Origin of the sequence: Streptomyces tyrfis (assembly GCF_037034285.1) — a bacterium.
GTDB lineage: Bacteria > Actinomycetota > Actinomycetes > Streptomycetales > Streptomycetaceae > Streptomyces.
In genome coordinates this window covers 60,860-74,814 of sequence record NZ_JBAGJZ010000009.1, presented here as the reverse complement: position 1 = coordinate 74,814, position 13,955 = coordinate 60,860, and the positions used below count along the sequence as shown (strand labels likewise).

The 13,955-nt window shown below is 73.9% G+C and carries 11 protein-coding genes; 9 read left to right on the top strand and 2 right to left on the bottom strand.

Annotated elements, in window-relative coordinates:
* The first annotated feature begins 196 nt into the window (after positions 1 to 196).
* Both WA762_RS09420 and WA762_RS09415 read left to right on the top strand, forming a co-directional pair.
* The gene (locus WA762_RS09420; RefSeq protein ID WP_335934736.1) at positions 197 to 3,283 is read left to right on the top strand and encodes a type 2 lanthipeptide synthetase LanM family protein; all 3,087 of its coding nucleotides are present in this window, start codon (positions 197 to 199) and stop codon (positions 3,281 to 3,283) included.
* Between the two features lie 92 nt (positions 3,284 to 3,375).
* Positions 3,376 to 3,582, top strand: a complete 207-nt coding sequence (locus tag WA762_RS09415; protein ID WP_335934734.1) for a hypothetical protein — start codon at positions 3,376 to 3,378, stop codon at positions 3,580 to 3,582.
* 162 nt (positions 3,583 to 3,744) lie between these two features.
* On the opposite strand, the gene WA762_RS09410 is transcribed toward WA762_RS09415, so the two are convergent.
* Positions 3,745 to 4,365 (bottom strand): TetR/AcrR family transcriptional regulator, encoded by a 621-nt coding sequence (locus tag WA762_RS09410; protein WP_335934732.1) that lies wholly within the window; start codon positions 4,363 to 4,365, stop codon positions 3,745 to 3,747.
* Between the two features lie 285 nt (positions 4,366 to 4,650).
* Between WA762_RS09410 and WA762_RS09405 the strand changes: the two genes are divergently transcribed.
* The 5 genes from WA762_RS09405 (at position 4,651) to WA762_RS09385 (ending at position 11,026) form a co-directional block, all read left to right on the top strand.
* Positions 4,651 to 5,778 carry an ABC transporter permease gene (locus tag WA762_RS09405; RefSeq protein WP_335934899.1) on the top strand — a complete coding sequence of 376 codons (1,128 nt, stop codon included), beginning with the start codon at positions 4,651 to 4,653 and terminating at the stop codon, positions 5,776 to 5,778.
* Positions 5,775 to 6,449, top strand: a complete 675-nt coding sequence (locus tag WA762_RS09400; RefSeq protein WP_335934731.1) for an ABC transporter ATP-binding protein — start codon at positions 5,775 to 5,777, stop codon at positions 6,447 to 6,449. The genes WA762_RS09405 and WA762_RS09400 overlap by 4 nt, the downstream gene beginning before the upstream one ends.
* Before the next feature lie 299 nt (positions 6,450 to 6,748).
* The gene (locus WA762_RS09395) at positions 6,749 to 7,345 is read left to right on the top strand and encodes a TetR/AcrR family transcriptional regulator (protein ID WP_335934897.1); all 597 of its coding nucleotides are present in this window, start codon (positions 6,749 to 6,751) and stop codon (positions 7,343 to 7,345) included.
* A gap of 64 nt (positions 7,346 to 7,409) precedes the next feature.
* Complete coding sequence (locus WA762_RS09390) at positions 7,410 to 9,278, top strand: flavin-containing monooxygenase (protein ID WP_335934730.1); 1,869 nt, start codon at positions 7,410 to 7,412, stop codon at positions 9,276 to 9,278.
* Positions 9,275 to 11,026, top strand: a complete 1,752-nt coding sequence (locus WA762_RS09385) for an outer membrane protein assembly factor BamB family protein (RefSeq protein ID WP_335934727.1) — start codon at positions 9,275 to 9,277, stop codon at positions 11,024 to 11,026. The genes WA762_RS09390 and WA762_RS09385 overlap by 4 nt, the downstream gene beginning before the upstream one ends.
* Positions 11,027 to 11,084: 58 nt before the next feature.
* Here WA762_RS09385 and WA762_RS09380 read toward each other — a convergent pair whose 3' ends face one another.
* The gene (locus WA762_RS09380) at positions 11,085 to 11,870 is read right to left on the bottom strand and encodes an AraC family transcriptional regulator (RefSeq protein WP_335934725.1); all 786 of its coding nucleotides are present in this window, start codon (positions 11,868 to 11,870) and stop codon (positions 11,085 to 11,087) included.
* Positions 11,871 to 11,965: 95 nt separating this feature from the next.
* Between WA762_RS09380 and WA762_RS09375 the strand changes: the two genes are divergently transcribed.
* The gene (locus WA762_RS09375; protein ID WP_335934723.1) at positions 11,966 to 12,784 is read left to right on the top strand and encodes a sulfite exporter TauE/SafE family protein; all 819 of its coding nucleotides are present in this window, start codon (positions 11,966 to 11,968) and stop codon (positions 12,782 to 12,784) included.
* Between the two features lie 150 nt (positions 12,785 to 12,934).
* The gene (locus tag WA762_RS09370; protein ID WP_335934722.1) at positions 12,935 to 13,594 is read left to right on the top strand and encodes a hypothetical protein; all 660 of its coding nucleotides are present in this window, start codon (positions 12,935 to 12,937) and stop codon (positions 13,592 to 13,594) included.
* Positions 13,595 to 13,955 lie beyond the last annotated feature (361 nt).

Below are 13,955 nucleotides of genomic sequence, written 5' to 3'. Positions count from 1 at the left end.
GGCTCGGCGGACCGAATTCCCGTGATCTCCGCGGTTCCCCGCGATTCCGCGATTCCCCGTGATTCCGTGATTCCGTGATTCCCGCGCGGATCCGCGTGGCGGATCCGGATGGCGAACCCGGGTGACGAATCCGGATGGCGAATCTGGGTGGTGAGTACCCATGCCCGTCCGGGACCGGATCAGCATCCTTGCGTACGTGGACAACCGAACGGACCGGCGTGCCGACCCCCCGACCACGTCCGAGCAGGCCGGGGGAGCCCCTGAGGCGTTCCTGGCACGCGCCCTCTCCCTGGCCCCCGACACCGACGACCCGCCCGCGCCGGACGACACCGGATCGATCCGCGAACTGGTCCACCCGTTCCGGCCGTTCATGACCGCGGCCCGGCAACAGGCCCTGCGACGGCCGACGTCGGGGACCGTCGACCCGGACGCGGTCTGGCAGTCGGTGGCGGACCCCCTGGCCGAACGGCTGGCCCGCCTCGCCGGACGCGTCCTGGCCGGTGAACTGGCCGCGGCCCGCACCGCAGGCGCCCTGCCCGGCGCCACAGGCCCCGAACGCTACCGCGGCTTCCTCGGCCGCCTCGCCCGCCGGGACCGGCTCACCGCGCTGCTCACGCGCTACCCGGTGCTGGGCGGCCTGCTCGCCCGGGAGTGCGTCGGCACGCTCACCGCGCTCGCCGAACTCCTCGACCGGCTCGCCGCCGACCGGCCCGCGCTGGCCGACGAGGTCCTGCCCACGGCCCGCACCGCCCGCCTGATCGGCGTCGAGTTCGGGGCCGGGGACCGGCACGCCGGGGGGCGCACGGTCGCCGTGCTCCGGTTCGCCGGGGGCGAGCGACTGGTGTACAAGCCCCGGCCGCTCGGTCTGCACCGCTCCTGGAACCTGCTGCTGGACTGGTTCCGCGGAATCCTGCCCGAGCTGGCGCCGCGCGGGGTGGCACTCCTCGCCCGCGACGGCTACGGATGGACCGGGTTCGTCCCCGGGGCGGCGTGCGCCGGCGCGTCCGAGGTGGAGTCGTTCTACCGTCGGCAGGGCGCGCTGCTGGCGCTGTGCCACGCCATCGACGCGGTCGACCTGCACTGCGAGAACGTCATCGCCAGCGCCGGGCACCCCTTCGTGGTCGACGTGGAGACCCTGTTCCACCCGGCCTGGCGCCCGCGCACCGACCACGGCGACGATCCGGCGCTGGTCGCGCTGAACGACTCGGTGGCCCGCACCGGGCTCCTGCCGTGGCTGATGGACACCGAGTCCGGCCGCGTGGACATCTCCGCGTTCGGCGCCGGCCGGGACGGTTCCGGCTCGCTGCTGCTGCCCGACTGGGCGGACCTCGGCACCGACACCATGCGAGTGGTCCGCCGCAGAGCGTCCTACCCGGGCGCCTCGAACCGGCCGGTGCTCGACGGCCGCCCGGTCGACCCGTTGGAGTACGCGGAGCACCTGCACACCGGATTCGAGGCCGGCTACCGGGCCGTGCTGGAGCACGCGGCGGAACTGACCGGCCCCGACGGCGTACTGGCATGCTTCGCCGGACAGCCGACCCGGGTCGTGGTGCGCCCCAGCCACGTCTACGCCGCCATGCTCGGCGAGGCCACGGAGCCGGAACGGCTCACCGCCCCGGGCGCCCGCGCCGCCGCCTTCGCCGGACTGGACGCCGAGACCGGGCGCGCCCATCTGCGGGACCTCGCGCGATTCGAGCGGGCGGACCTGAACGCGGGCGACATCCCGCTGTTCACCGGCACGGCCGACGGGCGCGCCCTTCGCACCGCCCGCGGCGCACCCGTGCCCGTGGCCCTCTCGGCCAGCGGCCTCGACGCCGCTTCCGACAAGATCGGCCGCATGGGCGAGGCCGATCTGCGGCGGCAGAAATGGCTGATCGCCGCGACCCTGGCCACCGCGGAGGTCCCGGACGCACCGCCCCCCGGGGCGGCCCCCGCCCGGCCGGTGACCCCCCAACCCCTCGACCGCACCCGGCTGTTGGCCCTCGCCTGCCGGATCGGCGACGAACTGATCGCCACCTCCGTACGGAACACCGCCAGGACCAACTGGATCGGCCTGGAACTGCTGGACGGGCGGCAGTGGGCCGTGCAGCAGGCCGGAGCCGGACTGGCCGAGGGCTACCCGGGACCGGCCCTGTTCCTGGCCCAGCTCGGCAGGCTCACCGGCATCGACCGCTACACCTCGGTGGCCCGGCACGCCGCCGGAGCCCTGCCCGGCCTGCTCCACGGCCTCGCGCAACACGCCGTTCTGGCCCGGCAGGTCGGCCCGGGCGGCTTCTTCGGACTGGGCGGCATCTGCTACGCGCTGGCCCGGCTGGCGACCCTGTTGGACGACGCCCGGCTACGGGACTGCGTCCCCGTCGCCCTGGACGCGCTGGCCTCATCGCTCACCGAGGACGAGAGCGGGAACGGGGACGGAGATGGGGACGGGGATGGGGGCAAGGCCGAGGGCAAGGACCGGGAGGATCCGGGAATCGGGCTCGGCCCGGCCGGGGGGCTCGCCGCGCTGCGCGCCGTGCACGCCGATACGGGGGAGCCGTACGCGGCCGAACTCGCCGCTTCCCTCGCCGCCCGGCTGGACCGCCGATACCCGCCGGACGGCGGGCACACCGACGCCCCGCGCTCAGCCGCCGACATCCCGCACGCAGCCTCCGACACCCCACATGCGGCAACCGACTTCCGGCACGCAGCCTCCGGCTTCCCGCACGGGGACCGACTTCCGCACGGGGACACCGGCTTCCTGCACGGGGACACCGGCATCCGCTGGGCCACCGGCAGGGCCGCGGCGCCATGCCCGGAGGGCCGGGACCTCGGCTGGAGCACCGGACTGGCGGGTGCGGCCCTGGCCGCCGCCGGGCGCCCCGGCGGTGAACCGGTGGTACGCCGATTCCTCACCGCGGCGGCGGAACGGGGACCGCTGCGTGATCAGTCGCTGTGCCATGGCGAACTCGGCGTCGTCGACGCGCTCATCGAACTGGAACAGGCCGGATACGAGGAGGCGCGACGCCTGTGGAGGATGTCTGGCAGCCGACTGCTCGGCGCCGTCGAACAGTACGGCGTCCGATGCGGCACGGCGGGCGGGGTGACGACCCCCGGCCTGCTGTTCGGCACGGCCGGAATCGGGTACGGCCTGCTGCGGCTGGGATTCGCCGCCGAGGTCCCCTCGGTCCTGCTGCTGAAGCCCGGCCCCGACCACGCCCGCCCCGCCTGCGACCGGCCCGCCCTCCACCGCCCCGCCCCTCACCTGCCCGCTCCTCACCGACCCGCCCCTTCGAGAACGAACTGACCTGCCCGTCAGGAAAACGAAGCCCCCATCGGGCAATCCGACCCTTCAGGAAAACCGCCCCTTCAGGGAAGCACCGAGAAAGGAAGAACGGGATGCGCGAGCAGAGAAACGACCGCGTGGCACAGGCATCGCACGACCACACCGAAGCGGCCACCGAGACGGACTCCCCGGAACCGGTCGGTGACAAGGGCGCGCTCGGCCGCCGGGCGAGGATCCTGGCCGGACTGACCGTCGGGGCGGTCGTCGTCACCGCGGTCGCCGCCGGTGACCCCACCCCGACCATGGCCAGCTGGGCCTGAGGGCCGCCCCGTGCCCCCGGCGGACGTGCGACGGCCGCGCGACCGCCGGGGGGACGTCCACGGGCCCTCCGGGCAGACCGCGGCGGTCGGGCCGGTCGGGCCGGGAGGCCGCGCCGCGCACCACACGACGACGCCCTTCCGGCGGAACGCCGAACGGCGCGGTCAGACGCCCGGCGGACGCGACGCCACCGCGGGGGCGGCCGGGAGACCCCCCAGCGCGGCCACGGCCAGTCGCACCGCCCGGTCCGTCACCGCGTCGTAGTCCTCGCCCGCCTCCAGGGCCGTGGTGGCGGCGTTGACGAACCCCTGCAGCAGGCGCGCCGTCATCGACGGCGCGTCGTCGCCGAGCTCCCGCAGCGCGTCGACGAGCGGGTCGAGCAGCGCGCGGTGTGCCGCGTCCGCTCCTTCGCGCAGGGCGGCGGCGTCCTGCGCGTCGGCGGTGGCGCGGGCGATGCGGTGCTCGCCGTCGCGGACCATCTCCAACTGGGCGGTGACGTAGGCGGCCACCCGTTCCTCGGGCGAATCGCCGGCGGCGGCGAGGGCGGCGTGGATGCGCCGGGTCCAGCGCGGTGTCGCCTCCCGGACCACCTCGGTCAGCAGCTGGCCGCGGTCGGCGAAGTACTTGTAGACGCTGTTGCGGGCCAGCCCGGTACGACGGGCGACCGCCGCGAACGTCACCTGGGCGGCGTCGCCCTCCGCGAGCAGCTCCCGCGCCGCGTCGAGCAGGGCGGCACGCTGCTGGGCACGGTGATCGGCGACCGACGCAGCGTGAATCCTTGGCACGCGGCAAGTCTAGGGGCTGTCCCGTAGCCCTGGCCGGCGTGCGACGTCCTTGGCGGGCGTGCGACGACGGCTGCGGCATCTCGCCGCTTCGCCGGAACGCCCGCATACGTCGCGCCGGCCCGAGGACACGGTGTGGGATCCCCTTCCTCGCCAGGGTCCGTCCACGGGGGCGTACGGGCCAACGAGCGCAAGCGGGCCAGTCTCTCGCCGACCCCCACTTGGGGACGGTGCGTCGCCATATTCTATGTTGGGGACGCACCGTCCCTATCTTTGGAAAGGAACACCGTGTTCCTCGCCCTGCTGGAACTCAAAGCGGCCCGCGGTCGCTTTCTGCTGATGGGCAGCGTGGTCGTCCTCGTCGCCGCGCTCGTCGGCATCGTCGCCGGTTTCACCACAGGCCTCGGTGACGACACCGTCTCCGCCCTGCGCAGACTGCCCGCCACCCACATCGCCTTCGCCGCCGGCTCCGGCTCCGACCAGTTCGCCCGCGGCCTGATCGACGACCGGACCGCCACCGGCTGGAGCCGGGAGAAGGACGTCGAGGCCACTCCCCTCGGCGTCGCCATCACCCGCGGCACCACCGACCGCCACGTCGAGGTCGACCTCGCGGCCTTCGGCGTCGAACCCGGCGCCTTCACCGACCCCGGAGCCGACGACGGCAAGCCCCTGGCGTCGGCCGGTCCCCACGGCGTCGTGATCTCCCGCCAGCTCGTCAACGACGGCGTCCGCATCGGCGACACCCTCGTCATCGACCGGCTCGGCATCCGCCTGGACGTCGTCGGCGCCACCGGCCGCTCCTCGTACGGCCACGTCCCCGCCGCCTACGTCACCACCGACACCTGGCGCCAGATCCGTTTCACCACTCCCGGCGACGACGCCGGACCCGCCGACCTTCCGGTCCAGTACAGCGCGATGGCCCTCAAGCTCCCCGGCGAGCCGGACGTGAAGGCTCTCGCCGCCGCCGACCGCCGCCACCGCACGGCGACGGTCCCGCTCCAGGACGCCTTCGCCGCGGCACCCGGCTACAAGGGCGAGCGCCTGACCATGACCTCCATCCAGACCTTCCTCTTCCTCATCGCTCCGCTGGTGGTCGGCGCCTTCTTCGCCGTCTGGACCGTCCAGCGCACCCCGGAACTCGCCCTGCTGCGCGCCATGGGAGCCTCCCGTCGGCGCCTCCTCGGCCACACCCTCGCCCAGGCCGCCGTGGTCGTCGTCGCCGGCACCGCGATCGGAGCCGCGCTCGCCTCCGCCGTCGGCCTGCTCGTCGGCGAGCAGGTGCCGTTCAGCCTGCCCGCCACCACCCTCGCCGCCACCATGACCGCCGTGGCGCTGGTCGGCCTCGCGGGATCGGCCCTCACCCTCCGACGGGTCACCACCGTCGACCCGATGACCATGCTGGGAGCCGCGCGATGAGCCTCCACCTCGACGACATCACCGTCACCCTGGGCCGCGGCGAATCCCGCACCACCGCCCTGCGGGGGCTGACCGCGACCTTCCGGCCGGGCGCCCTCACCACCCTCGTCGGGCCCTCCGGCTCCGGCAAGTCCACACTGCTCGCCGTCGCCGGCGCACTGCTCCGCCCGGACCGGGGACAGGTCCTCCTCGGTGGCACCGACCTGGCAGCCCTCACCGACCGCGAACGCGCCCGCACCCGCCGCGAACGCATCGGCTACATGTTCCAGAGCGGCAATCTCCTCACGGGCCTCACCGTCGAGGAGCAGTTGCTCGCCGCCGCCTCCCTCGCCGGCCGCAAACCCCGCGCGGTGCGCCGGCAGGCCCGCGATCTGCTCGCCGAGGTCGGACTCCCGCACCGGCATCGCCACCGGCCCGACCAGCTCTCCGGCGGTGAACGCCAACGCGTGGCCCTCGCCCGCGCCCTTCTCGTACAGCCCGAACTCCTCCTCGTCGACGAGCCGACCGCCGCCGTCGACCGGACCCGCGCGGAAGAACTGACCGGCCTCATCGCGCGCACCACCCACCAGCACGGCTGCGTCACCGTCGTCGCCACCCACGACCCGGTCGTCACCGAAGCGGCCGACGTCACCATCGACATGGCCGATCTCGCCGCTACGACCGGCGCCTGAGCCGCGAGAGGAACGGACACCGAGACCTCGGACGGTTCCGGCCGGGGTGTGCCGGGCGGAAGCACCCCGCCGCCCGGCACCGGGCAGGCGCACCCGGTACACCCCGGCCGGAACTGTCCGAAAATGTAAGTCAGTCAATTGACTTAAGAAAGGCGGCGCGTATTCACTGAGGGCGCATCCCGCGATCACCGATCAAGGAGGCCGCCCCGGTGACCGACACCCCGACCCGAACGGCGAGGACGGCGCGCCCGGTCCCCGTACCGCACGCGGCGCGGACGGCGCGGACCCGGCGGGCGATCATGACGGCGGCCGAACGGCTCTTCGCCGAACGGGGCCTGGCCGCCGTGTCGAACCGCCAGGTCGGCGAGGCGGCCGGACTCGGCAACAACACCGCGGTCAGCTACCACTTCGGCAGCAAACAGGGCCTGGTCCGGGCCCTCATGCGCGACCACGCCGACGCCACCGAGCGCATCCGCGGACGGCACCTCGCACGCTGCGCCGGCAGCACGGACATCCGCGACTGGGTCGGCTGCCTCGTCCGCCCGTCCTGCGAGCACCTGGCCGAGCTCGGCGTCCCGTCGTGGCACGGCCGCTTCGCCGTCCAGGTCATGGCCGATCCCGCGCTGCGCGCGATCGCGGTCGACGAGGCGCTCGAACGCCCGCCGCTGCGACGGACGCTGGAAGGGCTCGCGGCCTGCCTCACCGCCGTCCCGCTCCAGGTCCGCGCCGAACGCGCCGACATGGCCCGGCACCTCATCCTCCAGACCTGCGCCGAACGGGAGCGCGCGCTCGCCGACGGCACCGGCGCCCGTCACGCCTCGTGGGACCGGACGGCCGACACCCTCACCGACGCCATCGCCGGCCTCTTCCTCGCCCCGGTCACCCCACGCCCGTAGCCGCGCGTCCCGCCCGTAGCCACCCGCCCCGCCCGTGACATCCGTCCCAACCGGCAGGAGACCCATGCCCCCGTCCACGCCCGAGCCCCACGACCCGCGGACACTCGGCTTCGACCCCGACGCGCTGCGCGCCCGGTACCGCGCCGAACGGGACCGGCGCTTACGTCCCGAGGGCAGCCGGCAATACCGGCGCACCGAGGGCGAGTTCGGATACTTCGAAGAAGACCCGTACGCCGGGGACGAGACGACACGGGAGCCGCTCGACGACCGGGTGGACGCCCTGATCATCGGCGGCGGCTTCGGCGGACTGCTCGCCGGGGCCCGGCTGCGCCAGGCGGGCGTCGGCTCGATCCGCGTGGTCGAGAAGGGCGCCGACTTCGGCGGCACCTGGTACTGGAACCGCTACCCGGGCATCCACTGCGACATCGAGTCGTACGTCTATCTGCCGCTGCTCGAAGAGGTCGGCCGCATCCCGGCGTGGAAGTACGCCCCGGGCGAGGAGATACGGCAGCACGCGCGGGCGATCGGGCGTCGCTTCGACCTCTACGACAACGCCTGCTTCCGCACGCGGGTCACGGAACTGCGGTGGGACGCCGACACGTCGGAATGGCTCGTCGCCACCGACCGCGGCGACCGCGTCCGGGCCCGACACGTGGTCGTCGCCACCGGCACCCTCAGCCAGGCGAAGCTCCCCGGCATCCCGGGCATCGAGACGTACCGCGGCCACACCTTCCACACCAGCCGCTGGGACTACGCGTACACCGGCGGCGACGCCCGCGGCGGCATGGACCGGCTCGCCGACAAACGGATCGCCCTCATCGGGACGGGCGCCACCGCCGTCCAGGTCGTCCCGCACCTCGCCGCCGACGCCCGCCACCTGTACGTGTTCCAGCGCACCCCGTCCACCGTCGACGTACGGGACAACCGGCCCACCGACCCCGCCTGGGCCGCGTCCCTGGAACCCGGCTGGCAGCGGCGCCGCATGGAGAACTTCCTCAGGGCCGTCACCGGCGCGCCCGTGGCGGAGGACCTCGTGAACGACGCCTGGACCGGCAGCGCCCGGCTCCAGCAGAAGATGATCCCCACCGACAGCTATGCGCACATCCCGGGCGAGCAACGCGAACGCGCCTACGAGCTGGCCGACTTCCTCAAGATGAACGAGCTGCGCGACCGCGTCGACGCCGTCGTCCCGGACCCGGCGACCGCGGAGAAGCTCAAGCCCTGGTACCGCTACATGTGCAAGCGGCCCACGTTCAGCGACACCTACCTCCAGACCTTCAACCGCCCCGACGTCACCCTCGTCGACACCGCCGACACCCACGGCGTCGAACGCATCACGGACCGGGCCGTCGTGGTCGGCGACGCCGCCTACGAGGTCGACTGCATCATCTTCGCCACCGGCTTCGAGACAGGCGTCTCGGGCGTGCTGTCCGGGAAGCTGCCCGTGTACGGGCGCGACGGCGCGAGCCTGCTCGACACCTGGCAGGACGGCCCCCGAACCCTGCACGGCTTCTACAGCCACGGCTTCCCCAACCTCTTCCACATGGGCCCGCTGCAGAACGCCGCCGCCGTCAACTTCGTCCATGTCCTCGACGAGCAGGCCACCCACATCGCCGAGGTCGTGGCACAGGCGCGCAAGCACCGGGCGCGGTACGTCGAGCCGACCGTGGAGGCCCAGGACGCCTGGGTGGCCACAATCCGGCGCAAGGCCGCCGATCTGTACGCGTTCCACGCCGAGTGCACCCCGGGCTACTACAACAACGAGGGCCGGCCCAGGGAGCGCAGCCAGTCCTACGGCGACGGTCCGGTCGCCTTCCACGAACTGCTCCGCCGCTGGCGCGCCGACGGCGGCCTGGCAGAGGTGCTCGTCGGGGCACGGCACGACGAGACGGCGGGAGCGCCGCGACACGGCGAGGAGGCGGGGACGCGATGAACGCGCTCCCCGGCGGCGACGCGTTACCCGGCGGCGACGCGCCTTCCGACGGCGACGCGCTTCCCAGCCGCTTCGACCCGACCGGCCGGGCCCGTGTCACCAGCACCCGCTTCGAGGCCCGCCGTCTCAACCCGCCCAACCGGCTGTGGGGATCCAACGGGATCGCCTTCGGCCCCGACGGACGCCTGTACGCCGCGCAGTTCCTCGCCGGACGGATCAGCGCCGTCGACCCGGCCACCGGGGACGTCGAGGTGGTCGTGGAGATGGACGGCCCGGTGCAGTCGCCGGACGACCTCGCCTTCGGCGCGGACGGCTCCATGTACATCGCCGACCTGGTCCCCGGCCGGGTCTGGCGCCGCCGCCCCGACGGCACGTACACCCTCGTCCGTGACGACCTCGTCAACCCCAACGGAATCACCTGCATCGGCGACCGGCTGTTCGTCAATGAGATGAAGCCCGACGGCCGCCTGATGGAACTCTTCCCCGACGGCCGCGAACCGGTCGTCCTCACCGACGGACTGGCCCTCGGCAACGCCATGCAGCGCGGACCCGACGGCCATCTGTACTACCCGCACATGGTGACCGGTCAGGTCTGGCGGATCCCGCCCGACGGCGGAACCCCCGAGGTCGTCGCCGAGGACGTGCACGAACCGGTCGCCGTGCGCTTCGACCGGGGTGGCGTCCTGCACGTGCTGTCGCGCGGCGCGGCGGGGATCGTCACCCGCGTCGACCTGCACGGCACCGGCGCCCGCACGCTCGTCACCAGCGGTCTCGTCGGCCTGGACAACGCCGCCTTCGACGAGGAGAACCGGATGTTCGTCTCCAGCTACGCGAGCGGCGGCATCACCGAACTGCACCCCGACGGACGGACCCGTGCGATCGTGCCGCGCGGTCTCGACGGCCCCTACGGCGTGACGATCGACCTCGGCGGCACCGTCTACGCCGCCGACCACTACCGCCTCGCGGCTCCCACGAGCGGGAACAACGGGCGGAGCACACCGAACGGCCAAGGGGAACCGGGGGACGGCGACGGCGGCATCACCACGCACGCCCTGCTGACCTTCGCACACGGCATCGCGTCCGACGGCCGTCTCCTGCACCTCACCTCCCAGTTCGGGGAGGTGCGGACGTACGACCCCGGGCGGGGCGACTCGCGGCGGCGGGCGAGCGGCCTGGACCAGCCGCTCGGCATCGCCGTCGCGCCCGACGGAACCCTCGTCGTCGCCGAGACCGGCGCCGGCCGGGTGCTCTCCGTCGACGCCCGGGACACGGTCACCGTCCTGGCCGAGGGACTCGACCACCCGGTGGACGTCGCCCTCGACGACGAGGGCCGTTGCTACGTGAGCGACGACCGGCAGGGCACGGTGTCCCGGATCGACGACGGCGCCGCGGTCGTCGTCGCGGAAGGGCTCGGCGCACCGGAAGGGCTCGCGGTGCTGGACGGCGAACTGTTCGTCGTCGACACCGCGCGCCGCCGGCTCCTCGCCGTCTCGCCGACCACCGGCGAACTCCGGGTGGAGGCCGAGGAGTTGCCCGTCGGCCCGCCCCCGGGCGCCCGACCGCCGGTGCGGCCCGCGCTGTTCGCGGGCGGCCTGCCCGGCTCGGCACGCCGCTTCGCCGGTCTGGCCGCCACGCCCGACGGCGGACTGCTGCTCTCGGCCGACGGCGAGGGCACCGTGCTGCGACTCTCGCCGACGCCGGGCGGCCCCAGTCGGGACGCGCCCCCCGGCCCTCCGGGAGGTCCGTGAACCCTCTCGAAGCCGCCGATCCGCGTCGGCCGGGGCGGCGTGCCGCGCGGCCCGCGGCTCATCCCCCCTCGCCGCGCGGCGGGCGGGGCCGGTACGCGGACGGGGGACGGCCCAGCAGGCTCCGGAAGGCCGCCGTGAACGCGGCGGGGTTCTCGTACCCGAGCGACACCGCGACCCTGGTCACCGGCGTGCCCTCGGCCAGCGCGTGCACCGAGCGCAGGATGCACGCCCGCTGCCGCCACTGGGCGAAGCTCAGATCCGTACCGCGCCGGAACAGCCGGTTGAGGGTGCGCTCGCTGACGTTCAGGGCGGCCGCCCAGCGGGCCGGCGGATCGTGGATGTCCGGTGCGCGCAGGAACGCGTCGCACAGCCGCCGCAGCTCCGGGGCGGCGGGCAGCGGCACGTCGAGGGGGAGCGGCGTCAGGCTCCGCAGCTCGTGCAGGATCAGCTCGACGACGGCCGCGTCCCGGCCGTGCTCGGGATAGCGGGGCTCCATGTCGACCGCGTCCAGGAGCAGCGCCCGCAACAGCGCGGAGACGTCCACCACCCGGCACCGCTCGGGGAACCACGGAACCGCGGCCGGCTCGATGTACAGACTGCGGGTGCTGACCCCCGTCATGGCGACCTGGTGCCGGACCTCGGGCGGGATCAGGACCGCACGGGCCGTGGGCACGGTCCAGGCCCCGTCCGCCGTCTCGACCTGCATCACGCCGGTCGCCGCGTACAGGACCTGGGCGCGGCGGTGCGTGTGGAAGGGGAGCAGATGGTCGTGGGGGTAGTCGGTGCCGATGGCCAGCACCGCGCGGTCCAGGTGATCCACCTCGTCGACCGGAATGTTGCGCACCACCCGACCCTACGCCGCCCCGCTGTCGTCTGCGCGTAAGAAGCTGGCGAACGGTCGATTGCCCGCCGTCGGCCCCGGTCCCTAGCGTCTTCACCGTGCTCACTTCGCTCCTCCCGTTCCTCCCGCTCCTCGCGTTCGGCTGCCTGACCGGCGTCACGACGGTGCTGTTCGGCTTCGGCGGCGGCTTCGTCACCGTCCCCGTCGTCTACGGATTCCTGACCGCCGCCGCACACGACGACGCGGGCGACGCCATGCACGTGGCCGTCGCGACGTCGACGGCCGTCATGGTCGTGAACGCGGTGACCGCCACGCTGGCCCAGCACCGCGCCGGCCGACTGCGGCGGGAGTACGTGTGGCCCCTGGCCGGTTTCGTGCTGCTGGGCGCGATACTCGGCTCGCTCGCGGCCACCCGGCTCAGCGGCACTCTGCTGCACGTGCTGTTCATCGTGTACCTGCTGGTCACGATCGCGGACAGTCTTCTGCGCAAGGGGTTCCTGGCCGTGGCGGACGGCGACGCCCCGCGCCCGCTCGGCCGGTTCACCACCACGTTCGGAGGCGTGGGCATCGGCGCGGTCGCCGCGAGCCTCGGCGTCGGCGGCAGCGTCATGACGGTCCCGCTGCTGCGCCGCCGCGGACTGCCCATGGCCACCGCCACCGCGCTGGCCAACCCGCTCAGCGCCCCCGTCGCCCTCGCGGGCACCCTGGTCTACGCGCTCGCGCCCGTCGCCCAGGCGCATACCGGCCGCGTCGGCCACATCGATCTGATGGCCTGCGCCACGCTGCTCTGCGGCTCCCTGCCCACCATCGCCCTGGTCAGACGGATCGGCGGACGCGTCCCCGACCGCGTCCACTCCGCCGCCTACGTGGCCCTGCTCGTCCTCGTCCTGATCGTCATGGTCATCACCGGGACCTGACAGCGACGGGACTGACGGCGACGGGACTGACGGCGACGGGACCTGACACCGATGCCGTCCCGCCCCGTACGAGTCGCCGGACCGGCGCGCGCGGGCCGTACCGGCGGCTCGGAACGGGGAGTGTCAGTGGCGCCCGCTACGGTCCTGACCATGGAACAGTCCACCTCAGAGCAGTCTCCCGAGCACTCCTCTCCCGAGCGGTCCTCACCCGCACGCTTCGCTCCGCTGCCCGACCGGATCGGTTACGTGGGCGGCGTCGAGGCGCTCACCCTGGACGGGCGCCGCTACTACTTCGGCTTCGACTACAAGAGCGATGTGGTGCTCTCCCCGCTGATCGACGATCCGGCGGCGATGGCCGCCTTCGCGAGCGAGCACATGCGTCAGACCACCGGCAGACACGACGCGGCCTACTGGGCGGACCTTGTCGCCGCGGCGGAGGACGAGGTCGTCGGGCTCGACGGGCCCGACCGCGCCGACGCGGACCGGGACACCGCCCCGGCGGCTCCGCACGGTGGCCTGTCGGACACCGAGAACCATGTGCTCTACCTGCTGGGCGCGGCCACCGAATGGGAGGACTGGTTCGACGAGGCGCCGGAGGTACGACAGGCGTATGAGCGGCTCGGGTTCGACGAGGAGGACCCGGAGTTCGTCGACCACTGTCTCCAGGCCGTCCGGGAACACGGCGAACAGGCGCGACCGGACGAATGGGCCGTCGCGCGCTTCCACCTGACCATGGCGGCACGACACCTGCCGGGCAACTGGAGAGCGCTGTTCACGCCGGTCGTGGAAGACCTGCTGAACCGGCGATGAGCCGGGCCGGCGGAAGCGCCCGGCCGCGCGGGCCCGCGCCGTTCCCGACCGGGCGACGAACGCGGTCCGCCCGGCCCGGCGTCGCGCACGGCGTGGGCCCTGCGGTGTGACCGCGCGGCGTGGCCGTACTACGTGACCGCACGACGTGGCCGCGCGACATGGCCGTACGACGGACGGCGCGGCATGACCCCGTCGGGCCTCACGCGCTCCCGGCGGCTTCACCGCGCTCGTGCCCCGGCTCGCGCCCCGGCTCGCGCTCCCGCCCGGGGTTACGGGGCGGCTCTCCCCGCCATGAGTCCCGATGCCGGAACCGTCGTGGCCGCGTCGGCGGTCGCCGTACGCCGGAGCCGCGAGCCGATGA